Below are 26,007 nucleotides of genomic sequence, written 5' to 3'. Positions count from 1 at the left end.
TCTCACCCAAATGAAAAAAAACTTCTCTGCCGTATTTTCTTCAGCGCTGATCGTCTTCACGATCTTCTTCACATCGGGTGCCTTGGCACAACCGATTGTCCGGGTCGATAGTTTCTTCATGCCAAGTCTTGGAAGAACGAAGAAGATCTCGGTGTTACTCCCCGCAGCCTATGACCCCATAAAACGGTATCCCGTTCTATATTTGTTGCACGGCTACACCGGTGGGCACGAAGACTGGTGGAAGAAGACGAAGCTCCGTGAGTACATCAAAGACATTCCCATGATTGTCGTGATGCCGGACGGGGAGAATTCATGGTATGTCAACTCATTCACCGAACCGAACGACCAGTTTGAAAGCTATGTGGTGAAGGACCTTCCTCACTACGTGCAAACGATGTATTCGATTGATTCGACGCGTCAGGGAATTGCAGGGCTCTCGATGGGAGGATACGGCGCACTCATGGTAAGCCTCAGACATCCATCCCGATACGGTTTTGTGGGCTCTCTCTCCGGAGCCATCGCTTTTCCCAGAGGGATGAATGACACGACCCGGGCGCCGGAGCGCGCACTGTTGCCGAGCCTGAAGCGGGCGTTCGGGGAAAAGACGAGCGGTTTCCGGAACGCGCATGATGTCTTTCTCCTCTACCGGCAGACATCGAAAGATTCTTTGCCGTACATTTACACATCCATTGGGATACAGGACGGATACAGAACGTTCCTTCCCGCACACCGAGCGTTTACAGATCTGCTCCGGACATATGGAGCAGCTTACGAATACCATGAAACGCAGGGGGGGCACAACTGGCAGTTCTGGGACAAAGAAATCCAGCCGCTCTTGCTCCGAATGCGTGAAATCTTGAAATTCTGATAGACCTGAACAATGCGATGGAGCGCAGGGACACGAAAGGAAGGATAAGGCATATCCTCCTCGCCGGGCGAACTTCCTGGAGTCTTCTGGTTTGATTTCACAAATGTCATAGAGGGAGATGTTCAAGTACCAACCGATGAGACACCGCAGCGTCCATAATCGCGCGTCTGCTCGCCTCGCTCTCCTCCTCTTGATCTGGATGCAATGGGTGTGTCCCGTCCAGAACCAGGCGGCGGCCTTCCAAGCGTCCGTCAGCTTTTCTCCGGAGCGCAAGCCATCAGACGTCCCTGTGCAATGGAAGGGACTCATCGGAGAGTACACGCGTAACAATGAAACGATGTCTGTCTTCGAAAAAGACGGGGTGTTGTATCTCTTGAAAGATACCGGCAGTCCGTGCCGGTTGCGGCCGGATGGAACAGACCGCTTCGAGGTTCTTCCTGCGGAGACAAACGGGAACAGAGCCTGCGTCGTTCGGCGCAACGCAGCAGGATTTGCCGTCTCGCTGGAAGTGCATCCGTCGGTGTTCCAGCGCGTTTTCTATGGCGGGGAAACCGGAACTTCGTTTCGCATCAAGCCACTCAAACCTGCAGATGTGTTGCGGAGAGAAGCTCTGCTCGCTCCGCCGCCGCGGGAAAACGGAACCTTCAGGAAATCCGAGCTTGTTGAACTGACACTTCTTGATTCTACGATCCATCTTGACATCAGGTATGCAACAACAGATAATTTCATGGGAGAGAAATTCTATTCGCAGGCGAGAGCGTTCTTGCAGCGGCCGGGGGCTGAGGCGCTCATCCGGGCACATCGGTCGCTCCGGGGCATGGGGTATGGCCTGCTCATCCACGACGCGTATCGCCCTTGGTACGTGACGAAGATGTTCTGGGATGCTACGCCAACAGAACAGAAGGATTTTGTTGCAGATCCGGCGAAGGGCTCCCGCCATAACCGCGGCTGTGCAGTGGATCTGTCACTGTATGATCTCAAAACCGGCAAGGTGGTCGAAATGGTCTGCGGGTATGATGAGTTCTCACGCCGGGCTTACCCGGGCTACCCTGGGGGAACGACGCTGCAGCGATGGCATCGACAACTGCTCAGAACGGCGATGGAGGCGGAAGGGTTCAAGGTATTCGAAGTGGAATGGTGGCACTTTGATTTCGGAGATTGGCGGAGTTATCCGATCGGGACCCTCACATTCGAGGAGATCCAATGATTGACACACTGGCGGTTCGCGAGAAGAAGAACATAGCCCTCACGTCTGTCTTCGCTGCCGTGGTGTTGACCGGGATGAAGCTCGCTGTGGGCCTCATGACAAACAGCCTTGGCATACTTTCCGAGGCCGCCCACTCCGGGCTGGACCTTCTTGCCGCGATCATCACGTACGTTGCAGTGAGCGTGTCCGACAAACCTCCCGATGAGGACCATCAGTACGGTCACGGCAAGATGGAAAACGTATCGGCATTCTTCGAGACGATCCTTCTCCTCGTAACGTGTGGTTGGATAATCTGGGAAGCGGTTGAGCGGCTTACATCGAACACTGTGCATGTTGAAGCGAACATTTGGAGTTTTGGAGTCATTGTTGTCTCTATTGTTATCGATTTCAGCAGATCGAGAGCCCTGAGCCAGGTTGCAAAGAAGCATCACAGCCAGGCTCTGGAAGCTGATGCACTCCACTTTTCCAGCGATATCTGGTCATCGTTGGCGGTGCTCGCCGGCCTCGTCTGCGTTTCACTTGGATATTCGAGAATCGATTCGGTTGCGGCTTTGGCTGTCGCTATTCTTGTCCTCTTCGTCAGCTATCGGCTTGGAAGGCGCACGATCGACGCGCTGATGGACAGGGTTCCCGAGGGATTGGCACAGAAGGTGGGGGAATCGATTAAGACCGCCGAGGGTGTCGAGGAACTCCGTTCCATGCGCGTGCGGGGCTCCGGATCGCGTCTCTTTGTTGACGCCATAGTAGGCATCCGACGAACAATGCCGTTCGACAGAGCTCATCGAATCATGGATGACATCGAGAAAGCAATCCACGCGGTGCATCCGGAAGCCGATGTGACCGTTCACGCAGAGCCGATGCATGGACGGGACGAATCGATGATCGACAAGGTGAGGATGATTGTCATCGAGAAGGGGGTCGGGGCGCCCCACAACCTCGAAGTGCATCAATCGGATGGAAAGTACTTCATAGACTTCGACGTCGAGTACAGCAAAGAAAAAACATTCGTCGAGGCCCACGCATTGGCAGAAGAAATTGAAGAGCAGATTCGGCGGGAAATTCCCTCGGTTCAAAAAGTGACGATTCACCTCGAGGAGTTTCTTCCTGACGAAGGGGAGCTCACGCATGCGACCGAGGAGGAGAAGGATCTTTGCCTGGCGATTGAGACCCTTGTTCTCGGCGATGGGCGGATTCGCGAATGCACCGATATCACGGTGTTGAAGCACGCACCGCATCTTCACGTCACACTGACTTGCAGGCTCGACAGCTCGAAGACGCTGGCCGAAGTGCACCAGATCATTTCGCAGGTTGAGTCGCATCTCTATCAGAACTTCCCGCAGGTGAGGCGCTTCACGATCCACGCTGAACCCGTGTAGGCGGCAAGGATGACCGTCGTCCCGCCGAGACTCTGACGAGTGCCGGTCATCTCCAGGTACACATCGATTTCTGTTGACACTCGCTCCGTTCCTGTGTATTTTCATACCCAATCCTCTTATTCTCACTTCTCATACGGCATGGAAGCACGTCCCGCAGCAGTTCAGGCCGAGAACATCAGCAAGACTTATAGCCCAAGGTCGAAAAACGCCGTTTTCGCACTCAAAGGCGTCGGCTTCAGGGTCGAGCAAGGCGAGATCGTCGGCCTCATCGGGCCTAACGGTGCCGGCAAATCGACACTTCTCAGGATTCTTCTCGGGTTCCTGAATGCCGATGACGGCGGCAGCATCTCTATACTCGGCGACCATCCGGAATCGCTGGCCACACGCAAGCACACAGGCTACCAGGCCGACTCGCATTTTCGCTCCAACACTCTTTCCACACGAACGTTTCTGGAGTTGCACGCGCTCCTGGCCGGGAATCCCGCACCGAGGGAAGAAGTCGACGGAATCCTGAGCCACTTCAACCTTACCAATGCGGCCGTACGAAAACTCTCAGCGCTCTCGAAAGGCATGCGCCAGAAGATCGAACTGGCAGTCGCGTTCGTCGGTTCACCAAAGGTCGTGTTCCTCGATGAGCCAACCGCTTCGCTTGATCCTCCATCGGTCTTTGAACTGAGGGAATACCTGACGCAGCAGAAAGCAAAGGGAACGACAGTCTTTTTCAGTTCCCACAACCTCACTGAAGTCGAAAACGTGTGCGATCGCGTTCTCTTCATTCTGGACGGAAACCTGGTTGCCGAACACTCGCTCGCAGGCACTCCGCCGGGATTCTTGGAAGAATCATTCAGAAAACATCTGGTCGAAAGGAAGGGAACGTGAAGAGGGCCCTGGCGAGATTGTACCTGATCGAGCTCAGACGGCTCTGGACCGTCACCGCGGTATTCATTCCGTTGGGACTGATGTTGTTGTCCGCTCTCATGCTATTTACCTCGGCCAGGTTCTCAAAAGTGTACGATGTTGCACGGTTCGCGGTGAGCGTGAATAGCTCCCTCGTGGTGCCGCTCGCCGCAGCGCTGTTTGGCGTGGCGATGGTTGCCGCCGACGTCAAAGACGGGTGGCTGAGGACACTCCTCATCCGGCCCGTCTCGCGGCAAAGCTATCTGCTCATCAAAATTGCCGCAGTCTACACATCGGTCGTTTTCACGATTGTGGTTGCCGGCATCCTTCCAAATATCATCGTCTCGAGTTTCTTTGCCAAAGGAGAAGTGGTGTTCGACCTTGGCCGGGTCCTTGCAGTGCATGGTGTCTTTCTGCTTCAAGCACTGCTCACCGTTTCGATCCTGGCTCTTTTCTCGTGCTGGCTCCCGGGTGTCTTCAACGTTGTGCTGATCGCGTTCTGGTCGATCTGTGCGTCAGGGATCTCCGGATACCTGCAGGCGTTCCATGCGACGGACAAATGGCTCACGATCCTCAAAGATTTTCTCTACCCTGACGGGTTTTCGAAAACGCTTGACGCGATCAACGGGGGCATGGGCATTCCGACCGCAGAACTCGCGTGGGGATTCGGGGCATTGGGTATCGTCCTTGCCCTGACATTCTGGAGTATTGCGAAGATCCAGGTCGACAAAGGGTCGGAGTAACATCATGAATCAGCGGGACACGACATACGCGAAATGGGTTGGGCTGGCTGCTGCGGCGTTCCTTGTCCTCGGAGCGGTGCTCGAGTACTGGCCGGCATCGGATTCAATCAAATGGCTCCGTTTTGAAGAGGCGAGGGGTGCGGCGGCAACCCAGAACAAGCCGATCTTTGTCGATGTATATGCGGATTGGTGCGGACCATGCAAAGCGATGGACAAGGACGTCTTTCCGAATGACTCTGTAAAGAACATTCTGACTTCTCGGTATATTCCCGCGAAGATTGACGGTGATGATCCGGTATCAGGCGACACGCTCAAGAAACAATTTGGAATCCGCGCATACCCCACGTACATCGTGCTGAGTCCCGCCGGGAAAGAGCGGAAACGCCACGTTGGTTTCTTCCCGAAGACAGACCTCATCAAATGGTTGAACGACTCTGTCGGTGTACAAATTCTCCTGTGGCCGGATCTGCAGAAGGCAACAATTGTGGCTCAGGCACAGAAGCGGCGGATCATGGTACTCATCCTGCAGTCGGGAGATGACATCGAGGCTGCTACTGCGATCATCGAAGATGAAGAAGTCGCACGCGCCATAGACAAGCACTTCGTTCCTACGCTTCTCGTGAGGGGTAACATAGGAGAGGGGAAGCTCCTTCAACAGGTTGGGGCGTCTCCGAAAACGGGAATGAGGGAGGTTATCGTACTCGAGAACACCGGCAAAGCAGTGGGACGATTCTTCATGAATTTCCAGATGCAATACAACCGCTCGCTCCTCGCCTCCAAATTGATGGAGCTCGCGTTGAAACAGACCCAGTGATGTCGCTCAGTCCCGGTATTCTGCCAGTCACTTTTGCTTGTCCCGGCAAATCTCCCTATCTTTTCTTCACAGAAATCATCGATTGAGATACATGTCCTCTGACAAGAAACTTCGCATACTTATCGTTCTCGCGCTTCTCGTGGGTTGGATTGTCGTTGTCTTTCTCCGTTCCGGCACTTCGTGGGGCTAGAAGCGCTCCCTTCACCGGTCCCGATTCTTCCCTGAAGATCGCGACTATCACAAGGAGCATTCAATGGCACAACCAATTCCTGCCAAAACCAGCGGCCGCTTGCTTTCGCTGGATGTGTTTCGGGGCGCCACCGTTGCCGGTATGATGATGGTGAACAACCCCGGCAGCTGGTCGGAAATCTATCCTCCCTTCAAACACGCAGCGTGGAACGGATGGACATTTACCGACCTTATTTTCCCCTTCTTCCTCTGGATTGTCGGCGTCGCGATGACGTACTCAATGTCGAAACGCGTCGAGCAGGGGGCTGATCGCAACAAACTGATGCTCCATGCCTTTCAGCGCGCCGTCACAATCCTGGTGATCGGTCTTTTCCTCAATGGTTTTCCATTCGGCTTGATATTCGGACACCACTTCAGCTTCGCAGCATGGAGGCTTCCGGGGGTCCTGCAAAGAATTGCCATCTGTTATTTCATCGCTTCGGTTATCATTCTGTATGCGAGCACGCTCTGGCAGATACGGTGGACGGTGTTGTTCCTTATCGTGTACTGGGTCCTGATAAAAACAGTGCCCGTACCGGAGTTTGGCGCAGGCATCCTTGAACCCAAAGGCAGTCTGGTGTGGTACATCGACTCAACGGTTCTGAGCGGACACACCTGGGCGGGCGCCCCGGCTCCCGGATTCGATCCTGAAGGGCTGTTCAGCACACTCCCGGCAATTGCGACAACACTCTTCGGCGTCCTCACCGGTCATTTCATCCGTTCAAAGCGGACGCAAGAGGAGAAGGCGGCCTGGATGTTTATTGCGGGGAATACATTGATATTCATGGGCTTGCTCATGGACAACTGGCTGCCGATCAACAAGAATCTCTGGACAAGCACCTATTCGGTTTTCATGGCGGGCCTGGCGCTGAATATCTTCGCATTCTGCTATTGGCTGATCGACGTGAAAGGATACAAACGGTGGACGAAGCCATTTGAGATTTACGGGTTGAACGCCATCACCATGTTTTTCCTCGCAGGGTTTATCGGACGGCTGACGGGACTTATCAAGTGGGCAGGTGCAGACGGGACTCCAATCTCGCTCAAGGGATGGTACTATCAGGCTTTCTTCCTGCCAATCGGCGATCCAATGTTTGCTTCATTCCTGCACTCTGTCGCCTTCATGCTCTTCCTGTACCTGATTGCATATATCATGTACAAGAACAACCTCGTCATAAAAGTGTAGTCATCGGACAATTACCCGATGCACAAAAAAAGCCCGCCCATTGATTGCAATGAGCGGGCTTTGTTTCTTAATCAACGGAGTCGTCCGAAAGTTGACTTGCCCGCCGAACCATGCTTTTTGGGGCAGGCGGACTGTCAATGAGCTGCAGGCACCCGGTTACGAGTTCAGGCTGCCGGCTTGGTCAGTTCAAGATTCAAGGTGATGTTTACCGTTTCCCCCACAATTAAACCGCCTGCCTCAATCGCCTTGTTCCACTTCAAGCCGAAGTCAAACCGATTCACCGGCAGGGTCGCTTTCCAGGCATAGATCTCAGCGCCCCACGGGGATTTGATCGAGCCATTGTACGTGGCGTCGAATGTGACCTTTTTTGTGACATCGCGGATCGTCAGGTCACCCGCGATCTTGTACTTGTTCTCTCCGACCTTTTCAAAGGACGTGCTCTTGAAGGTGATGGCAGGAAACTTCTCAGCGTTGAAGAAGTCGTCTGTCTTCAAGTGGCCATCGCGCTTTTCGTTATCCGTGTTGATGCTCGCCACCTTGATCGTTGCATCAACGGAAGCGTCTGTGAAATCGCTCTTGTTTGATTTGAAGCTGATATCGAAGTCCTTGAAATTTCCAGAGACATCCGAAATGACCATGTGCTTGACCGAGAAACCGACGCTTGAGTGGGACTTGTCAAGAGTCCATCCCGCCTTTTGGGCGAACAGAGATGAGATGCCGAACAGTGTGATGAAAAACAGGGACTTGAAGCGTTTCATAGAACCTCCTTCTTGATGAATGTGATGTGATTGGGTGGTTAAGAAATCTCAATTCGTAGATGATCAGCGTCCCGTACGACAAACGCGTTGTCGGAATCCGAAACCCAGTGGGAGGTTGATCGCAACCGGGCTGCGAGTTGCTCGCGTGACTCTTTGTCTCCCAGACTGACGCCAAACTGCACTAGACCAAGGTGATTGTTGAGTGCTGGTGAAACTCCCGGACTGTTCCAGACGTTTGCACCGATGTGGTGATGATAGCCTCCTGCTGACATGAACAAAGCGCCGGGAAAATCGCGCTGCACAACATCGAAACCCAGCTTCGTATGATAAAACTCCTCAGTGCGATGAAGATCCGAAACCTGAAGATGGATGTGGCCGATGGAAAGGCCTTCTGATGTCAGAGTCTCACTGATGTCTGTTTCGTTGAGCTCCGACAGCAAGTTGTCGAGGTCCAGGTGTTCAGTTACCATCTGTAGTGTCCCGTTTCTGTAAGGCCACTGCGCCCGGGGAATATCGCTATACAGCTCGATTCCGTTTCCATCTGCATCAGCGAGATAGAGGGCTTCACTGACTCCATGGTTGGCAAACCCCTGGAAGGGCCATCGATTGACATAGAGCCGCTTGAATGCTGCCGCGAGATGCTCGCGACTTGGATAGAGAAGCGCAAGGTGAAAAAGTCCCGGTGAACGGGTTTGCCTTGGCTTTGCGTCGGTATCTTCCGTAAGCCGGAGAAGCGGGTCGCTGCTCCCGAAAGCAGAGAGCGTCAGCGTCTTTCCGTCTGAACCCGTCTCCACAAGTCCTACCAAATCCTCATAAAACCGCAAAGATCGATCTAAGTTCACGACGCGGAGGTGTGCGTATTGGATCTTGGCAGACACTGGCAGCCGCGGGGCAGAACCCGAAGGTGCTATTGTCGATTGATGCATTGCTGAATTCATGAAATTCGCCGGTCAATTCAATGAGACTTTGAGTTGCGACATCAAGGACGTATTGTGAAACATCAGGGGATAGATCGTCGGCTCAAAATACTTGAACATCGGAAACGCCGACAGGATCTCAATGGCGTCGCGCTCTGTGCGCGCATTCATCACCACCCAAAGCCTAGATCTGTCGAGCGAGAGGCTGTACGACATCACAATACCCTGCTCGAGGAGCTTGTCGATATGAGCACGTTGGAGCGGAACAAGCGCGAAGAACTCTTCGTCCGGGTCCATTGGAATCTGTATGTCAATTACGAATTGAGCCATTCGTCGACCTTTCGCGGGTTTGTAGAACATGCGCAGACAACATCAGAATCTGCGCCATGGTATTTGTCTCGAAAACCATTTAATTCGATGACGACTGAATCTTGAGCGAGACGTCTTGTGCCTCTACAAGGTATGATGGTTTTTCCCACGAATCGGTGAAAACAATCGCTTCAAGCGGTTTTCGCTTCCGCGGAGCCTCTTCACGGCTCCGAAGATCATCCGGCAGCGTATTCGGATGCTCTGCATATCCTATCGCAAGCACGATCACAATGTCGTATCCTTCCGGGATTGAGAATCCGCTCCTGAGCTTGTTGGCATCGAAGCCTCCCATTTGGTGAACCGATAGACCCAACGCTGATGCCTGCACCGTCATGTGCGCAACCGACTGGCCGAGGTCATACAAAGCATGGAGGTACGGCTTGCCGGATTTCAGATAGGTTGTTTGCGCCATGCCAACAACGAGCAAGGGCGCACGAACCGCCCAGCGGCGATTTGCCTCCATCAGAGATTCGGCTATTATGGCGTAGACCCTTGTATCTTCTTTTGTGGCTGCGATGAATCTCCACGGCTGTTCGTTCGATGACGAAGGTGACCATCGTGCTGCTTCAAAAAGATTGACGAGCTTCGATGGCTCGATTGCGCTCTCGGAAAATGCGCGTGGACTGCGGCGCTGAGCGAGAAGCTCGAGCAGCTTCGCCCGAGTGTCGAGCCGTTCGGGCATGAACGCGGCGTTGGTTTCAAATTCTGATGGATTGGTCATTGCATTTCCTTGAGTGCTAGTCCCAGTTTCCTGAGTAGTTGTGAGAGCTGAACCTGTTCATCTGCAGTGAGGACCGATGCAAGTTCTGTTACGCGTTGCGCGTGTTGTTCAAATACTTCCTTGAATAGACGCTGCCCCTTTTCAGTCAGCTGCACTTTGATGACCCGGCGGTCTTCTGCGCTCCGGGTTCTCTCGACGAAATGTTCCTTCTCCAGATTATCGAGAATGACGGTCACACAGCCGCCTGTGACGAGCATTTTCCTGCCCACCTCGCCAATTGTCAGCGGGCCGAGATGACCCAGGAGTTCGAATACGCCAAACTGGGGCTGAGTCAGTCCATAGCGTTCTATGTCCTTTCCAGTGAGGCGGCCGAACGTCGACGATGCACGTGCGAGCTTCACCCACATGCTGAGCGCCAGATCTGTCTTCTTTCCATACTGCTCTGTCGTTCTCATCATCGCTTCCTTCCAGATTCTCCTCGGAACAAACCCACGTGTTTGAGTATTTCAAATTTAAACCATTCAAACTCGAAGTAAGTTCCCGGAAGGAGACATTCCCTGAAAAAATCAAAGAAGTGCCAAAATTGACCAAAAAATCACGAATTCAAAGGATTTGCAGTCTGAGTTGAGAGGGAGATCGGCAAGGAAGAGCCTTAGAAAGGCGGGACTCAAGCTACGGGGAGACCTTCTATCGAATTCCGGCGCGGCGGATATTCTCGAATTCCTTCCGGCCGTACGGTCTGATCGATTCGTGGTTCCCGGGGTCCATCATATAGCTGAAGAGGATCTTGTAACTGTCGTAGTCGAAACGGTGCTGAACGTGGGCGCTTTTTTCAAAACCATCGCCAACTGATTTGAAGCTTGTCACAAGGCACCAGTTGTCGATGAGGAAGAACTCCCGCCGTGAATTGTCCTTTGAACATTCTTCCACCACCACACCCGCCTCGTAGGGCCACGCCTTGATGCGACGTACTTCGAATGCTTCCTCGACACGAGCGTTGTAGGCGGCTGGATCCTCTTCACCCACGCACGCTCCATCACATTGTCCGAGGTGATAAGAGAAACAGCAGCCCCGGGCAACTTCGAGTCGGAGGAGCTTTGGACACAATCGGTGAGCCTTGGCGATCAGATCGAGATACTCCTTTGCCTGCGTCTTGTGCTTGAACACGCCCAGGATCGGCTCTGCCTTCTTCACGTCCAGAAAATCCACAGCATCAAGATTCACAACGGTGTAACCGTGAGCGTTTGTCGCCGGGCGGGCGATGATGATTCGTCGTCGTTCGCGTGAAGCGACATTGAACATTGGCCGCAGCTCCTTGATCAGCTGCGACTCCAGGAGAAGCGCTCCAAGCTCACCGGCGGTTTCGCGAACTTCCACCCGCGTTACCTTACGGCAAAGCCATCGTTCGTCCGGAGATGAGAAATGCGATCGCACCCTCGTCCGGATCGTTTTGCTCTTGCCGACGTAGAGGAGTTCGTTGAGCGAACCGTAGAACAAATACACTCCGGGCGAGTTCGGGAGAGCAGCGACGGCTTCTTTTGTGAATTGACGTTTCATTCGCAGTCGCCCGCCGCTATGCCGTTCCGGAAGAGAGAGTCGAGAAAGTCGTCAACAAGCTCTTCACCGAGGCGAGAAGTGCGCGCGCATCGGGTCCTCCCGGAATTGTTGCATTCAGTTTCAACTGTTTACCGTCCTGCTTGAGATGGGCACGATACTGGCGCAACGTAGATATGTGAGACATGATCTGTTGGAATGGGGGAACACCTCCGTCGTCCGTTTCGTAGAACTTCTTTTCGTCTGCAGAAGGAAAATAGAGGGACAACTGGTTCCGGAGGATCTCAACTTTCGTGAAGCCGATCTTCGAGGCGATAGTCTTGAGCTCGACAACGCCGAACAGATTCTCCACCTCCTCTGGATATTCCCCAAACCGGTCACGCAGCTCATCCCGCATGGACTGAATTTCATCATCGGACGAAAGACCATACAACCGCCGGTAGAAATCGAGCCTCTCTGAATCGGATTCAATGAACACGTCTGGAATATACGCCTCCACGTCGGCGTCGATCGTGGTCTCGCCGTTTCTCCAGCGTGCCTCAGCCTTGGCCCCCTGGAACAACTTTTCGAATTCCTGCTCCTTCAACTCGGCGACCGCTTCTTCCACGATTCGTTGATACATTTCGATCCCCATCTCCATAATGAAGCCGGATTGCTCTGCCCCGAGCAGGTTGCCAGCCCCGCGTATTTCGAGATCCCGCATGGCAAGGTTGAAGCCTGAGCCAAGCTCTGTGAACTCCTGTATCGCCTGCAATCGCCGCAGTGTTATACGGGGCAGGCTCGAAATTGGTGGAGTAAGGAGATACGCGTAGGCCTGCTCATTGGACCGTCCAACGCGTCCACGCAGTTGATAGAGTTCGGCAAGCCCAAACCTGTCTGCGCGATTGATGATGATCGTATTGACGCTGGGAATATCGATGCCCGACTCGATGATCTTCGTGCAAATCAAAACGTCATACTTCTTCTCGAGAAACTCCATCATGGCCTTCTCGAGTTCGTGCCCCTTCATCTGCCCGTGTGCGACATGAAATTTCGCCTCAGGTATCTTTCGATGGAGCATCGCCTGGATGTCATCGATGTCGTGGATGCGGTCATGGATGAAATACACCTGTCCGCCCCTGTGCAGTTCCTTGAGGATGGCCTCGCGGATCAATTGCGGGTCGAATTGAGCGATTTCCGTCAGGATGGGAAGCCGGTTACGGGGTGGCGTGTTGATGAGGGAGAGATCCCTCGCCCCCATGAGCGAAAACTGCAGCGTGCGCGGTATCGGCGTTGCCGTCAGTGTCATCGTATCCACGGTGGCCCGGAGGTGTCGCAATTTCTCTTTTGCGGTGACGCCGAACCGATGTTCCTCGTCGATGATCAACAACCCCAGGTCTTTGAACTGCACGTCTTTGGAGAGCAGCCGGTGGGTGCCGATCAGGATGTCGACAGTCCCCGCCTTCAATCCTTCGAGTGTCGTTTCCTGTTCCTTCTTTGACTTGAAACGCGAGAGCGATTCAACACGTACCGAGTATCTCCCTACACGATCTGTGAACGTGTTGTGATGCTGTTGGGCCAGGATGGTTGTGGGGACAAGGATGGCGACCTGCTTGCCGTTCAGAACGGATTTGAACGCCGCCCGGACCGCGACCTCCGTTTTGCCGAAGCCGACATCTCCGCAAATCAACCTGTCCATCGGAGACGGAAGTTCCATATCCCGTTTCACATCCCTCGTGGCTTTGGCTTGATCGGGTGTGTCCTCAAACATGAACGACGCTTCGAGCTCTTTTTGCCAGTGCGTGTCGGGAGCGAAAGCGAATCCCTGCTCGGTCCGGCGGCGCGCGTAGAGGGCAATAAGCTCACGGGCGATGTCTTTGATGCGTTTTCGTGCACGGGACTTGAGGCGTTCCCAATCCGGTGCCCCGAGCTTTGAAAGTTTTGGAAGATGTCCCTCTTGTGACGCGTATTTCTGGACACGGTTGACGAAGTTCAGGTTAACATAGAGAACGTCGTTCCCTTCGTACAGAACCCTCATGACCTCCTGGTCAACTCCACGGACTTTCAGTTTCTGCAATCCCGCGAATCGGCCAATGCCATAGTCGATGTGCACTACATAGTCGCTCCGCCGTAACTGTTGCGCTTCCTTCTGGCTGAATCCCTTGAACCTCTTCCGCTTGCTGGTCCCCCGCCGTTTGAGTCGTCCGAATACCTGATGCTCCGTGAAGAGGGCGAGACGGGAAGGGGGATAGATGAAGCCGAGGTGCAGAGCCTCGGTCATCATTTGATAGGACGGCTGGTGCGGTGCCTGAGCTGGTGCGGTTTCAGTGTTCGATTCTTCGCCATCGGAATCCGCTGTCGTGAATTCCTCTTCCAGCAGCTCTTTGAGACGGTCTGCCTCCTCGTGCGTATCGCACACAAGGACCAGCTCATTTCCTTCAAGGGCCAGTTCGCTGATTTGATGGAGAAGAACCTTGATGCTGCCGTTCACAGACGGCTGCTGAAGACTGAAGAATTCGATGGGTTCGGAGTGCTTTGAATCACTTATGAAGGAATGGAGGATTTTCGGAAAGTGATTCGACTGCTCCACGAGCGATTCCCACGACAGGATGTTCTGCACTCCCTCGCGGAACAGCTCTTCAACTTCTTTCTGAACAGCGGCAGGCTCATCGATGATGAATAGCGCATCGTTGGCAAGGTACTCGAGCATGGACGAGTGTACAGCCAGGCCGTCTTGTTCGGGCAAGAGACTCGCGACAATGCTTGCCGACTGAAGCTCTCTGATCGATCTCTGGGAGAGAGCGTCGAACTCTCTGATCGATTCAATCGAATCCCCCCAGAATTCAATGCGGATCGGGTTGTCGCCCACGTAAGGAAAAACGTCGAGAATTCCCCCGCGTACAGAGAAATCCCCGTACTCTTCCACGAAATCCTTCCGCTCAAAACCGAGGGCTATCAGCTGACTGATAAGATCTTCGAAGGGATGATCTTTTCCCGCCGTGATCTCGAAGCTTCTCTGCTTGAATTCGTTCGGAGGCGGTACGAGCCCGGTAATCGCTTCTGCGCTCGTGACAACGACGATCGTTTCTTTCGCGGCAAGCGCTTTGAGCGCCTCGACCTGTGCGATCGGAGCGGTCATGTCGAGTGCGGCCGCCTTGTGGCTCGGGCCATGGGCATATAATCGCACCGAGTGTTCACCAAGGAGTAATGCGCAATCGTCACGCAGTTGTTCTGCACGGTCCTTGTCGGCCGTCAGCAGAACTACCTGTGTCTGCCTCGTATCATAGAGCGAAGCTGCCACGAAAGCCATGAGCGAACCATTGATTCCCCGGATCGCGACGTTTTCTCCTGCGGCCAGCTGTTTACTCCTATGCAGGAGATTCCTGAACGGCTCAGAGCCCTCTATTTTCTTCCTAATCTCTTCGATCATCCTGACGTTCAATCATTTCCCGACATTTTTTCCAGTCAACAATCGCAAATCGGCAATCGACAATTCCCTGAACTAACCGGGAGAAAACACCTCACCCCGGCCATCGCGGGTATCCCGGACAGTCAGGGTGACCGAATGTAGCGAAAAGTCGCTGGACTCGCAATTGAACCTGCTGCTTGCATTAGCCGGCGAATAAAAGTACTATCCACTTTTCATAACCATCACGGAGTCATCATGCCCGGCTTCATCCCGCTCGTCTACACAGCGTTGTCTCAGCAGGAGCAAATTCAACGCGCAGAGAAGTTTCTTGAGTTATGCAGCCACCGTCGCACCGTTCGCAAGTTTTCAGACAAGCTTGTCTCGAAGGATATCCTGGAACTCATTCTCAGGACGGCCGGGACGGCGCCGTCCGGGGCAAACAAGCAGCCATGGCGGTTTGTCGTAGTCACCGATCCTGATTTGAAGCGCCAGATACGGATCGCTGCAGAAGCGGAAGAGAAGCAAAGCTATGAAAGCAGAATGCCGCAAGAGTGGCTGGATGACCTTTCCGCACTCGGCACCGACTGGCACAAGGAATTTCTGGAAGTTGCCCCGGCTCTCATTGTTGTGTTCGCTGTCTCGTACACGAAGGAAGAAAACAGGATACGGAAGAACTACTACGTCAAAGAATCTGTCGGGATCGCGTCAGGATTTTTGATCGCGGCGATTCACAACGCCGGATTGGTGTCGTTGACGCATACGCCAAGCCCGATGGACTTTCTTCAAAGAATCCTCGGGAGGCCAGAGAACGAAAAGCCGTTTCTGTTACTACCGGTGGGATATCCCAAAGAGGGGGCAACGGTGCCTGACATACACCGAAAGGAAGTGGATGAGATTGTGGTGTGGAGGTGAGCCGTCCGCTCTGTCCGGTCGGATCGCTGATCCGACCACATGATCATTCAACGACGAACAAAAAAGCCGTTGCATCAATTTCCTGCAACGGCTTGAATACGAACTCTTGACTCAACGAGCGCTAAACCGTCAGCTGTTCGACCCTGTCTTCTTTTTGGCTGTCTCGGGTTTGCAGCAATCCTCTTTCTTGGCTTCGCCTTCTTTCTTGCCGTCCATATCCTTGCACCCGTCGCAATTCTCTTCCATCTTCGAAGGTGCTACAGGAAGCTTTCCAATGGCCGCTTTGAAACCGGCGTCCTTCACTGCCTTGAAGAGAGCTTCAGGTTTTACGGCCGCTGAGGCCATTGTGACCACTGCTGTCTGCTTCTTGAGATCGACCTTCACATCTTTCACGCCTTCGACTCCACGGAGCGCCTTGTCGACTTTTGTCACGCAGCTCTCGCACGTCATACCTGCGACAGCAAGCTTCACGGTTTGGGGTTTTGTCGCTTGAGCGTTGACGAGGCCAACCGCGACGATTGCGATCAAGATGACCAGAATGAACCTGCGCATAGTGCGTTCTCCCTTTTGATTATGGCGATGAATGACTGGTGCACGGTGATGGGTGAAAGATACAGCTAAATGGCATCTGCTGCAACGACTTCTGTCTCGGATCTCCGCTTTTCATTCTCAGTAAAAAGTGTTATATTTAAATCGAAGAGCAAGAGTGAAAAATTGATTGGCCTCTGGTTGATGCACGAAACCTGAGGCATTTTTTTTCTGCCGGCCAGGCGCTCGGTATGCAGAAGATTGAGAATGAGCGGAAGGGAATAGTACGAGAGAATATGAAGGTTCGAGAAAATATCAGAAATATTGCAATCATCGCCCACGTTGACCACGGGAAGACCACGCTGGTGGACCACATGTTCCGGCAGACCGGGACGTTTCGCGCCAACCAGGATGTCGCTACGCGGGTGATGGATTCAAATGACCTGGAACGGGAACGCGGCATTACGATTCTGGCCAAAAATACGGCAGTTTTTTATACGCCGACCGAAGGAACCACTTACAAAATCAACATTGTCGATACACCGGGACACTCTGATTTTGCGGGCGAGGTGGAGCGGACACTCAAAATGGTCGACGGTGTCCTCCTGCTGGTCGACGCCGCAGAAGGGCCCCTCCCAGGAACGAAATTCGTTCTGAAGAAGTCCCTGGAGCTGAACCTCCAGCCGATTGTCGTCATCAACAAGATTGACCGCAAGGACGCCCGGGCACACGAGGTGCTGGACGAGGTCTTTGAACTTTTTCTTTCTCTCGGGGCACACGATCACCAGCTCGATTTTCCGATCATCTATGCCATCGCGAAGCAGGGAGTTGCCAAACGGGAGCTCGACGATCCCAGTACCAATCTCAAACCTCTCTTTGAATCAATCATCGAAAAGGTGCCCCCTCCGCCCGGCGATGTCGATTTGCCATTTCAAATGCTCGTCACCACAATCGACTACAATGACTACCTCGGCAGGCTTGGAATCGGTCGCATCAACCGTGGAACAATCAAGCTGGGCTCCCCGATGAAAGTCATTCATCGGGATGCTTCGGTCGATGATGCCCGCGTGACGAAAATCTATGTGTTCGAAGGGCTGAAGCGCATCGAAGCTGCAGAAGCCGGCGCTGGTGACATTGTCGCGCTTGCCGGAATGGAAGATGTCGATATCGGTGAAACGGTTGCTGACGCATCCGACCCTTCGCCGTTGCCGTTCGTGTCGATCGAAGAGCCAACACTTTCAATGAACTTCGTCGTCAACAATTCACCCTTCGCAGGTCTCGACGGAAAATATGTCACGACGCGGCATCTCGGTGAACGATTGGCGAAGGAGATCCGCTCGAATGTCAGCCTGCGCGTGGAGCTCACGGATTCTCCGGACGTGTTCAAGGTCAGCGGACGCGGAGAGCTGCATCTCGCGATCCTGATCGAAACCATGCGGAGAGAGGGATTTGAGTTCCAGGTGTCCAGGCCCGAGGTGATCTACAAGTGGATCGACGATGTTCTCTGCGAGCCAATGGAGCATGTCATTATCGATGTGCCTGACGAGCATAGCGGAGTGGTGATCGAAAACATGGGCCGGCGCAAGGGAACCATGAAGAACATGATACAAGTGCAGGGGAATACGCGTCTCGAGTTCATTGTGCCTGCCCGAGGCCTGCTCGGGTTCAGGTCCGAATTCATGACACAGACCAGGGGCACGGGAATACTCCACCACAATTTCAATGGGTACGAACCGAACAAAGGGGAATTCGCCCATCGCACGCGCGGCTCTCTCATCGCGCTCGAAGATGGCACCTCCGTCGCGTACGCCATGTGGAAGCTTCGGGAACGCTCCACATTCTTCATGGAGCCGGGCGTGAAAGTGTATCGCGGTATGGTTGTCGGTGAGAACTCGCGCGAGCATGACATGGTGGTGAATGTTTGCAAGACGAAGCACCTGACGAACATGCGCGCGTCCGGTTCTGACGAAGCTATCCGCCTGGAAACTCCCCATATCATGACGCTCGAACAGGCGATCGAATGGATCGGCGATGACGAATACGTGGAAGTGACGCCTCATTCCATCCGTCTTCGGAAGCGCTATCTTGACCACAACGAGCGCAACCGGATGTCCAAGAAAAAGGTGGAAATTGTTGAGGATTGAAGGTGATTTCGTGGCCCTCGGCAGGACTTCATCCACAGTGATCTGACCACATGATGTTTTCCGCTCGGACAAACTGGGATTCCGTTCCTGCGCCTCTGTTTGCGCTGGCGCAGGAAATGAGGGCTGCCGGGAAGGAAATCATCGATCTCACAGAGTCCAATCCCACCAAATGCGGTTTCCTTTCTGACCCCGACGATCTGATACCCCGGTCCGCACTTCAGCGATCGATCAACTATGATCCCGACCCGAAGGGTTTGTTCGACGCGCGCCAGGTGATTGCACGGTGGTACTGCCGTCAGGGTACCATCGTCGATCCGTCTCACATCGTTCTTGCTTCCAGCACGAGCGAGGCGTATTCCTTCCTTCTGGGGCTGCTCTGCAATTCGGCGGAGAGCATTGCAGTACCCAAACCGAGCTACCCTCTCTTCGATTATCTGGCCCGCCTGAACGATGTGGAATGCCGTCACTATGGCCTGGCGTATGATGGCGAGTGGCATGTTGACTGGCCGTCGCTTGAGAATGTCCTGACGGCTGGGACAAAAGCGCTCGTTCTCGTTCATCCGAACAACCCAACAGGTTCCTACATAACAACAGACGAGGCGGAACGCATCGTCAGGGTATCAAGGGAGCTTGGCATCCCGTTGATTGTGGACGAAGTGTTCGGGGCGTATTCGTTAGGAGAGAGCGCAAGGCGGTTTGGAAGTTTTGCAGGTACGCACGGGACGCTCACGTTTACGTTGAACGGAATTTCGAAACTCGGAGGCTTGCCTCAACTGAAACTGGCCTGGATCGCCGTATCAGGGCCAGACCACCTTTGCTCTGAAGCACTGAGGAGACTCGAAATTATCGCAGATACGTTCCTTTCTGTCGGGACGCCAGTGCAGCACTCGCTGGGATCGCTCATGGGCAATGGCTCTCCAATGACCGGAAAAATCAAGGAACGACTGGTGAGCAACGTTGAGGAGTTGAGAAGAACCTTCTCGGCTTCATTGCCGGCAAGTCTCTTCGCGTGCGAGGGGGGATGGAGTGCGGTTCTTCGCCTGCCTGCAATCCGATCGGATGAAGAGTGGGCATTGGAGCTCCTGCGCTCACAAGGTGTCCTTGTGTACCCAGGGCAGCTATTCGAATTTGATATACCTTCGTGTATTGTCGTAAGCTTGTTGCCGAAGTCGCAAATCGTTTCGGAGGGGATCAGGAGAATCGTCACGGCGATCAGCGGCTGAAGCCGACCTCTCTTCCGTTCCCATTGCCGGATGTACCAACCCGCATCATAATCACAATCCAGCGAACACGTCGCCGGTACTCAATCAGCGTCGGGTGAGCTCTGTGTGTGCGTGGGCGTTGGTACGGAACCGTATGGGGAGGAATAAAAACAGAGAGGGCGCCACCCTCAACGTGGCGCCCTCTCGTTCATGGAGGTAACTGAATTGCCCGAAGATCTTAGTTGGTCAGTGTCAGCGTCACAACCTTCGCCGTCGAGGCAAGCGTGCCGGCGGAAGCGTTTGCACCAAAGGTGTAGGTGATCGTCTTGCTTGCATCGGCACCCAGGGCAATCGCAGTCACAACACTCGCCGCACTGGCTGGGGTCGTGGCAGAGATATCAACGTTTCCTGCACTCGTTCCCTTGACGCTCGCCAGGTTGATCTGCAGCGTGTAACCGGCTGCCAGGGCTGCGTCGAGGGTTGCTGTGATCTTTACGGTGGAGGCAAAATTCTGTGTGATGCTATAGTTGGTGGAAGCGTCTGTGACTGAGGTCAGTGCGTTCGTTCCGGCAGTACCTGTGGTGATGGTCATTGCACCGGGGTTGCCAGAGGTTGCGATCTTGTAAACTGCGTTGACAGCCAGACTGACATTCTGTGTGGCCGTTGCCTGCGCCATTGCGTTTTGTGCAACTGCGAAGCTCAGGACTACGAGGGCGATAACTACGATTGACTTCTTCATTGTTGACTCCAAGTTAGTATTTTTTGTGATTGTTTTCATATCTGTATCAGTATATCTCAAGGAGCGTGCCAGAACAATTATCACTGATTTCTATTGATTTTATTGCCGTTTCCCGGCATTGACGTCTCATTATAAGACCTTTGGATCAAGATGAGACTACGATTCGCACTTAAAATCCTTTCAATTTGAGAGAGAGAACGAAAGCGTCACGATCTCTGTTGATAATCGGGAGTAAACACGAATCTTGTCTCGTAATGAGACGACTGAGGTAGCCCCTTCTCTTGGCATGTAGTTCTAGGAGGAGCGGGATGGTCCATACGCAACTATGCCTCTGATATCAAGTATATCCAGAAGCAAATCAAGTTCGCCGCTACCAATCACTTCTTGATGACCAAGGGATACCCGATGCCCCGCAGAATTCTGGCGCTGTTGATTGTCTTCAACATTGTTGAGTCCGCCATTGCCGTTGCCTCTATCCTCCCCGACTCTGTGAGACCGAGGATCAATGCTGTCCGAATTGAAGGCGAGATCAAGTTGACCGGAAAGCTCTCCGATCCGCGCTGGAATCTTGCCCAGCCGGTCCAGATAGGATTCGAAGTGACGCCGGGTGAGAACACGCCTGCTTCTCAGATGACGAGCGTCCGCATACTCTACACCGCCGAATACGTGTACTTTGGATTTGACTGCAAGGATACCAATCCTTCAGCGATCCGGGCTCACATCTCCGACCGGGACAAGATTTTCGATGATGATTATGTGGGGATCATCCTGGACACCTACGGCGATTATCAGCGGGCCTATGAATTCATGGTCAATCCACACGGGATCCAGGCAGATTTGATGAGAGTGGGCGGCAACGAAGACAATAGTTTTGATACCGTCTGGGGAAGCGCTGCTGACATCAATGACGACGGGTGGAGCGCGATCATGGCAATACCGTTCAAAAGCCTCCGGTTCCCTTCGGTGCGTGAGCAAGATTGGGTTGCTTTGTTGTTCAGGAACATACCGCGCGCGAGCCGTGAACAGGTCTCCTGGACCCCGTTCGACCGGAACAATCCATGCTTTCTGTGTCAGGGAGGAATGATCGTTGGGATTGCGGATGTGCAGTCCACGAACTCTGTTGAATTGCTCCCGTATCTTGCTGGCCAGCAGCGGGGCGCGCTCCGCGATGGATCCGATGCGTCGTCCCCATTCGAAAACGGCAAACTGAAGGGAAGGATGGGAGGCGGCATCCGGTACTCTCCGAGTCCAGACTTGTCGGTGGAAGTGGTGGTGAACCCGGATTTCAGCCAGGTGGAGTCGGACGCAGCACAAATCAGCGTCAACTCCACCTTTGCGCTGAACTATCCTGAGAAGCGTCCGTTCTTTTTGTACGGCGCCGACCTGTTCCGGAACCAGAGCGGCATTCTCTATTCCCGCACCATCAACAATCCACTGGGGGCCGCAAGGGTGATAGGGAAGTCCGGGGCGTTCTCGTTCGGCTACCTCGCCGCCAGCGACCGCAATACACCGTTCATCGTTCCTGGTGAAGAGAATTCCAATTTTGTGTCGACAGATCTTGAATCGTTTTCAAACGTTGCACGCGCACGGTACGACTTCGGCGACGAAGCATTCCTCGGAGCGATGGTGACGACCCGCAACACGGCAACAGCGCACAACTATGTTGGGGGCCTGGATTGGAACTACAGGTTCTGGGGGAATTACGCTGTTAGCGGAGAGGTCTTCTTTTCGGACACAAAAGAAGTGAATGACCGCTCGCTTCTTTCCAGCACGCGGGAGTTTGGAACGACCGGCCATGACGCTGCATTCAACGGCGAACAGTACGGCGGAACTTCGTACCAATTCAGCATCAGAAGAGATGCCCGCGAGTACAGTGTGGGCTTTCAGTATCTGGACCATTCCGCCACGTTTCAGGCGCAGGACGGTTTCGTGCCGAACAACAACAACCGCATCGTATTCCTGCAGCAGCAGTACACGTTCTATCCAAATAACGCACTGCTCGACAGCTGGTCGATCGAGGCAAATGGCGGGCTGCACTTCAATGACGGTGGGACGAGAAAGGAAAAGTGGTTTGTTCCGGGAATATCTGCACAGTTGAAGAACCAGGTCAACGTCTCGGTGACCTATTTCGCCCTCAATGATGAACTCTTCGGGGGTGTTCAATTCGACAATATCAATCGAACTCAATTCAATGTCTTCGCCCGCCCTTCGAGTGTCGTTACACTTTCCTTCGAAGGTGAATTCGGACGATTCATCCGGCGTTCGGATTTTCCGCAGATGGGGACGGGGCACAATATCAACGTGACTGCTACGCTTCGCCCTACATCCAGATTACAGGTGGATCTGTCGTACTCACGGGCGCGTTTGTCGAGTGTCGCGTCAGGCGAACTCTTCTATGACGGTTACATCACTCGCGTGATGGGCATTTACCAGTTCACGCCGGAACTGTTCCTGCGTGTCATCGGACAGTACGACCACTTCAACAAGGGAATCGATTTTTACCCGCTGTTCAGTTATAAATTGAATCCTTTCACGATTTTTTACGCCGGATCGACGTACGCGCTGTCGGATTTTGGCTCTCCGTTCGGATTCAAGCAGACTGCCCGCCAGTACTTCCTGAAACTGCAGTACCTCCTTCGCAGCTGATGCGCCCTCGGATGCCGGCACCACGGCCCCGCAGCATGCAATGTATTGATATGGTGGGAAGTATGTCGTATCTTTTAGTCGAGCATACTGGTTGGCGAAAAGCAACACCGTGGTATAGCTTCCGCCTGCGTCCCGTCGGACTTCGGCGGGCCCCGACGATGTCGGGGTAAACAGGGGCTGGTTCAGAACGCCACTCCTCGTTGATGCGCTTGTTTCTTTCAATTGGAAATCGACAATCGACAATCCGTAAGTTTCAACATGTCCGGACGCTTAGCTCAGCTGGTTCAGAGCGCCGCCCTTACAAGGCGGAGGTCGCTGGTTCGATCCCAGCAGCGTCCACAAGAACAAGACGAGGTCGCTGGTTCTGGGCCGGAGGCCCATCCGCTTTTGGCGGAGATCCCAGCAGCGTCCACATCGCCTGACGACCGGGTTTCATGCTGCTCATCGTCATTGCTACGCCCTTCGCACGGGATTTCTGCCACCTGACTGAAATCATGGACCAAATCCGCACCGTTCTCTTGCTGGATGATGATGCCACCTTCGTTGGAGAATTTCGATCAATGATGGAGGGTTCATTCAACATCCTCTCATCTGAGTCGGAAGCAGGAGCGCTTGATATCCTGAGTCACAAGAAAGTGGACGTTATCTTGCTCGAGCTGGCTCTAAGCCGCGGAGAGAGCGGAATGGAAACTCTCAAGCGGATCAAAGAGTCGATGCCGGATTTCCCGGTCATCATTCTCACTGCGCATCCGTCCGTCGAGAGTGCTGTGGAGGCGATGCGGCTCGGGGCGTACCACTACATCTCAAAAGCTCCGAAAGTCGAAGAACTGAAGTCCCTCGTGGAGAAGGCGCTCGCAGAACGGGAGTTGAAGCGGGACTACGAATTGCTGCGGGAAGAAGTTGAACGCGTGTCCGGAAGAATCGTCGGCCAGAGTCCGGTGATACAACGCGTCTTCGAGTCGATTCAACGAGTCGCGATGACGGATGTGACGGTTCTCATCACGGGCGAATCGGGCACCGGAAAGGAACTGGTTGCACGCGAGATCCACGCCAACAGCAAGCGAAGCCAGCGCGTGTTCGTCACGGTGAACTGCGCTTCACTGGTGAAGGATCTCATCGAAAGCGAACTCTTCGGGCACCAGAAGGGATCATTCACCGGCGCTGCAAGCACGAAGCTCGGGAAATTCGAGCTCGCCGACGGTGGAACGATTTTTCTTGACGAAATCGCAGAACTCGATGTTCATCTCCAGGTGAAGCTGCTGCGGGCACTCCAGGAAAAAGAGATTGACCGCATAGGTGGGACGAGCCCCATCCCGGTTGATGTCCGTGTATTGGCCGCGACGAATCGCGAACTCAACGCGATGACAGAGCGGGGAGACTTCCGCCAGGACCTTTTCTACCGTCTCAATGTGTACCCGATCCACCTCCCGCCGCTGCGAGATCACAAAGACGACATTCCCCTCCTCGTTGAACATTTTCTGGAGCGGTTTGGCAAGTCTCTCAACAAACCATCCATCAGCCTCGATCCACGCGCTCTGGAATACATGATGCAATACAATTGGCCTGGTAATGTCCGGGAACTCGAGAATATCCTTCAGCGCGGTATCCTGATCTCATCAAGCTCCTCCATCGAACCCGAACACCTGCCGCGAGAAATGGTGCAGGGGGGCCTGCCAATCGTAGATGGACAATCCCTGCCAGACATCGAGCGCGAAGCCCGGGATGGAGCCGCACGCTCAGTGATCATGCGGACTCTCGAACGGACAGGCTGGAACATCAAGGAAAGCGCACTTCTTCTGGGGGTGCCAGAGAAAACCCTGTACGACAAGTGCTCAAGGCTTAGTATCAAATTGAGACGGACGGTGTCTGCTCAGCAAGAGGATTGATGACGCGACTAATTTACGAGACATCGTAAACGTAGGGGGAGATGTACCTTTTTCGTACTCTTTGACGATGTTCGAGAGTTAGCGCTTACTCGCATGCCCAAAATGGCCTATATTTTCTGCGCGATTCAGATTCCGAAAATTCCAGAATGAAATTGCGGGTTTTTCTGAAATGCTCGGAAACGCCGTAACGAATATTAGTCAATGATTGAAATTTCGTAGAAAAATCACTATTCTCATTCTGAACAGTATGTGGTACTGTTTTTGAGTGTGATACAGGTGATCAAAAACGTGTTTTGGCCGTCTTTCTCAATTTAGGAACATTGTAATTCGATGACAATCTTTATCGATCTGCTGGGTTCATGGATAATCAGAGCTTCGTTGATCACCGTCATGCTCACGCTGACGGTGAGTCTCAACAATGCTCTCTACCAGAGCAACCAGCAAGCCAATGCGAAGAAGATGATCGTGGCAGCCGATAGCATCATCTATTCTGATGTGAATATGGCGGGTTATAATGTCTCCGGCGTATCGTTTGCGATTGCATCGGATACGGTAATGCAGTTTGCAGGAGATGTGAACGGGGGGGGGACTCCAGAAACCATTAAGTACTGGACGTCCTACAATAATGCGACAGGACTCCGGAAGCTCTATCGCTACGTGAACAATGAGAACGGTGGCGTAGACCTGCCGCTTGGGAACAACTTCTATCGTGTGTCTTTTCAGTACTACAATTACTTTGGTAAGAAGACAACGAGGCTCGACAGCATAGTTGCGGTAAGGGTATGTATCGTCCGGCCAGAAGTTGACAGAGTTGATTTAGTGTTCACGCTGCAAAGCGCATTTCAGGTGTCATCATTGCAAGACTCAAGTGTGGACGCTCGGTGTTGTAGATTCCGACTGCTTCCAAGACAGCTTCTCTCGCCT

The 26,007-nt window shown here is 53.5% G+C and carries 22 protein-coding genes and 1 tRNA gene; 14 read left to right on the top strand and 9 right to left on the bottom strand.

Translation table 11 applies throughout. The features are described from left to right. Positions 1 to 10: 10 nt before the first annotated feature. The 7 genes from NTU47_04845 (at position 11) to NTU47_04815 (ending at position 7,319) form a co-directional block, all read left to right on the top strand. The gene (locus NTU47_04845) at positions 11 to 868 is read left to right on the top strand and encodes an alpha/beta hydrolase family protein (protein MCX6133125.1); all 858 of its coding nucleotides are present in this window, start codon (positions 11 to 13) and stop codon (positions 866 to 868) included. A gap of 136 nt (positions 869 to 1,004) precedes the next feature. Then, positions 1,005 to 2,075 carry a M15 family metallopeptidase gene (locus tag NTU47_04840; GenBank protein ID MCX6133124.1) on the top strand — a complete coding sequence of 357 codons (1,071 nt, stop codon included), beginning with the start codon at positions 1,005 to 1,007 and terminating at the stop codon, positions 2,073 to 2,075. Further along, positions 2,072 to 3,451, top strand: coding sequence for a cation diffusion facilitator family transporter (locus NTU47_04835; protein ID MCX6133123.1), 1,380 nt, complete (start codon positions 2,072 to 2,074; stop codon positions 3,449 to 3,451). The genes NTU47_04840 and NTU47_04835 overlap by 4 nt, the downstream gene beginning before the upstream one ends. Positions 3,452 to 3,589: 138 nt before the next feature. Beyond that, positions 3,590 to 4,330, top strand: a complete 741-nt coding sequence (locus NTU47_04830) for an ABC transporter ATP-binding protein (protein ID MCX6133122.1) — start codon at positions 3,590 to 3,592, stop codon at positions 4,328 to 4,330. After that, positions 4,327 to 5,091 (top strand): hypothetical protein, encoded by a 765-nt coding sequence (locus tag NTU47_04825; GenBank protein ID MCX6133121.1) that lies wholly within the window; start codon positions 4,327 to 4,329, stop codon positions 5,089 to 5,091. The genes NTU47_04830 and NTU47_04825 overlap by 4 nt, the downstream gene beginning before the upstream one ends. A 4-nt stretch (positions 5,092 to 5,095) precedes the next feature. Beyond that, entirely contained in the window at positions 5,096 to 5,905 is an 810-nt protein-coding gene (locus NTU47_04820) for a thioredoxin family protein (protein MCX6133120.1), read from the top strand. 253 nt (positions 5,906 to 6,158) lie between these two features. Beyond that, complete coding sequence (locus tag NTU47_04815) at positions 6,159 to 7,319, top strand: DUF5009 domain-containing protein (GenBank protein MCX6133119.1); 1,161 nt, start codon at positions 6,159 to 6,161, stop codon at positions 7,317 to 7,319. A 164-nt stretch (positions 7,320 to 7,483) separates the two neighbouring features. Here NTU47_04815 and NTU47_04810 read toward each other — a convergent pair whose 3' ends face one another. The 7 genes from NTU47_04810 to mfd all read right to left on the bottom strand — a co-directional run bounded on the left by NTU47_04810 (position 7,484) and on the right by mfd (position 15,047). Continuing rightward, positions 7,484 to 8,077 (bottom strand): YceI family protein, encoded by a 594-nt coding sequence (locus NTU47_04810; GenBank protein ID MCX6133118.1) that lies wholly within the window; start codon positions 8,075 to 8,077, stop codon positions 7,484 to 7,486. 38 nt (positions 8,078 to 8,115) lie between these two features. Further along, the gene (locus NTU47_04805) at positions 8,116 to 9,003 is read right to left on the bottom strand and encodes a VOC family protein (protein MCX6133117.1); all 888 of its coding nucleotides are present in this window, start codon (positions 9,001 to 9,003) and stop codon (positions 8,116 to 8,118) included. A gap of 24 nt (positions 9,004 to 9,027) precedes the next feature. Beyond that, positions 9,028 to 9,324: a hypothetical protein gene (locus NTU47_04800; GenBank protein MCX6133116.1), complete on the bottom strand. Its 297-nt coding sequence runs from the start codon at positions 9,322 to 9,324 to the stop codon at positions 9,028 to 9,030. Between the two features lie 79 nt (positions 9,325 to 9,403). Continuing rightward, positions 9,404 to 10,084 carry a nitroreductase family protein gene (locus NTU47_04795; protein ID MCX6133115.1) on the bottom strand — a complete coding sequence of 227 codons (681 nt, stop codon included), beginning with the start codon at positions 10,082 to 10,084 and terminating at the stop codon, positions 9,404 to 9,406. After that, positions 10,081 to 10,542, bottom strand: a complete 462-nt coding sequence (locus NTU47_04790; protein MCX6133114.1) for a MarR family transcriptional regulator — start codon at positions 10,540 to 10,542, stop codon at positions 10,081 to 10,083. The genes NTU47_04795 and NTU47_04790 overlap by 4 nt, the downstream gene beginning before the upstream one ends. A 229-nt stretch (positions 10,543 to 10,771) precedes the next feature. Beyond that, positions 10,772 to 11,641 (bottom strand): GIY-YIG nuclease family protein, encoded by an 870-nt coding sequence (locus NTU47_04785; protein ID MCX6133113.1) that lies wholly within the window; start codon positions 11,639 to 11,641, stop codon positions 10,772 to 10,774. 16 nt (positions 11,642 to 11,657) lie between these two features. After that, positions 11,658 to 15,047: a transcription-repair coupling factor gene (gene mfd / locus NTU47_04780; GenBank protein MCX6133112.1), complete on the bottom strand. Its 3,390-nt coding sequence runs from the start codon at positions 15,045 to 15,047 to the stop codon at positions 11,658 to 11,660. A 234-nt stretch (positions 15,048 to 15,281) separates the two neighbouring features. Between mfd and NTU47_04775 the strand changes: the two genes are divergently transcribed. After that, positions 15,282 to 15,938: a nitroreductase family protein gene (locus NTU47_04775; protein MCX6133111.1), complete on the top strand. Its 657-nt coding sequence runs from the start codon at positions 15,282 to 15,284 to the stop codon at positions 15,936 to 15,938. A gap of 129 nt (positions 15,939 to 16,067) precedes the next feature. Here the strand turns inward: NTU47_04775 and NTU47_04770 are convergent, their stop codons facing one another. Further along, positions 16,068 to 16,490, bottom strand: a complete 423-nt coding sequence (locus tag NTU47_04770; GenBank protein MCX6133110.1) for a heavy metal-associated domain-containing protein — start codon at positions 16,488 to 16,490, stop codon at positions 16,068 to 16,070. A gap of 272 nt (positions 16,491 to 16,762) precedes the next feature. Between NTU47_04770 and typA the strand changes: the two genes are divergently transcribed. Next, the gene (typA, locus tag NTU47_04765; protein ID MCX6133109.1) at positions 16,763 to 18,610 is read left to right on the top strand and encodes a translational GTPase TypA; all 1,848 of its coding nucleotides are present in this window, start codon (positions 16,763 to 16,765) and stop codon (positions 18,608 to 18,610) included. 50 nt (positions 18,611 to 18,660) lie between these two features. Beyond that, complete coding sequence (locus NTU47_04760) at positions 18,661 to 19,833, top strand: pyridoxal phosphate-dependent aminotransferase (protein MCX6133108.1); 1,173 nt, start codon at positions 18,661 to 18,663, stop codon at positions 19,831 to 19,833. Between the two features lie 217 nt (positions 19,834 to 20,050). On the opposite strand, the gene NTU47_04755 is transcribed toward NTU47_04760, so the two are convergent. Next, entirely contained in the window at positions 20,051 to 20,551 is a 501-nt protein-coding gene (locus NTU47_04755) for a hypothetical protein (GenBank protein MCX6133107.1), read from the bottom strand. 405 nt (positions 20,552 to 20,956) lie between these two features. Between NTU47_04755 and NTU47_04750 the strand changes: the two genes are divergently transcribed. The 4 genes from NTU47_04750 to NTU47_04735 form a co-directional block, all read left to right on the top strand. After that, entirely contained in the window at positions 20,957 to 23,197 is a 2,241-nt protein-coding gene (locus NTU47_04750) for a hypothetical protein (protein ID MCX6133106.1), read from the top strand. Positions 23,198 to 23,461: 264 nt separating this feature from the next. Continuing rightward, positions 23,462 to 23,536: transfer RNA gene (locus tag NTU47_04745), tRNA-Val, on the top strand. Between the two features lie 95 nt (positions 23,537 to 23,631). After that, positions 23,632 to 25,083, top strand: coding sequence for a sigma-54 dependent transcriptional regulator (locus NTU47_04740; protein MCX6133105.1), 1,452 nt, complete (start codon positions 23,632 to 23,634; stop codon positions 25,081 to 25,083). 330 nt (positions 25,084 to 25,413) lie between these two features. Then, positions 25,414 to 26,007 (top strand): hypothetical protein (locus tag NTU47_04735; GenBank protein MCX6133104.1); only part of this gene is annotated, 594 nt, incomplete at its 3' end.

This window comes from Ignavibacteriales bacterium (assembly GCA_026390595.1).
Taxonomy (GTDB): Bacteria; Bacteroidota; Ignavibacteria; order UBA10030; family UBA10030; genus UBA9647.
The sequence above is the reverse complement of the archived record's forward strand: the minus strand, read 5'-3'. Positions and strand labels throughout refer to the sequence as shown.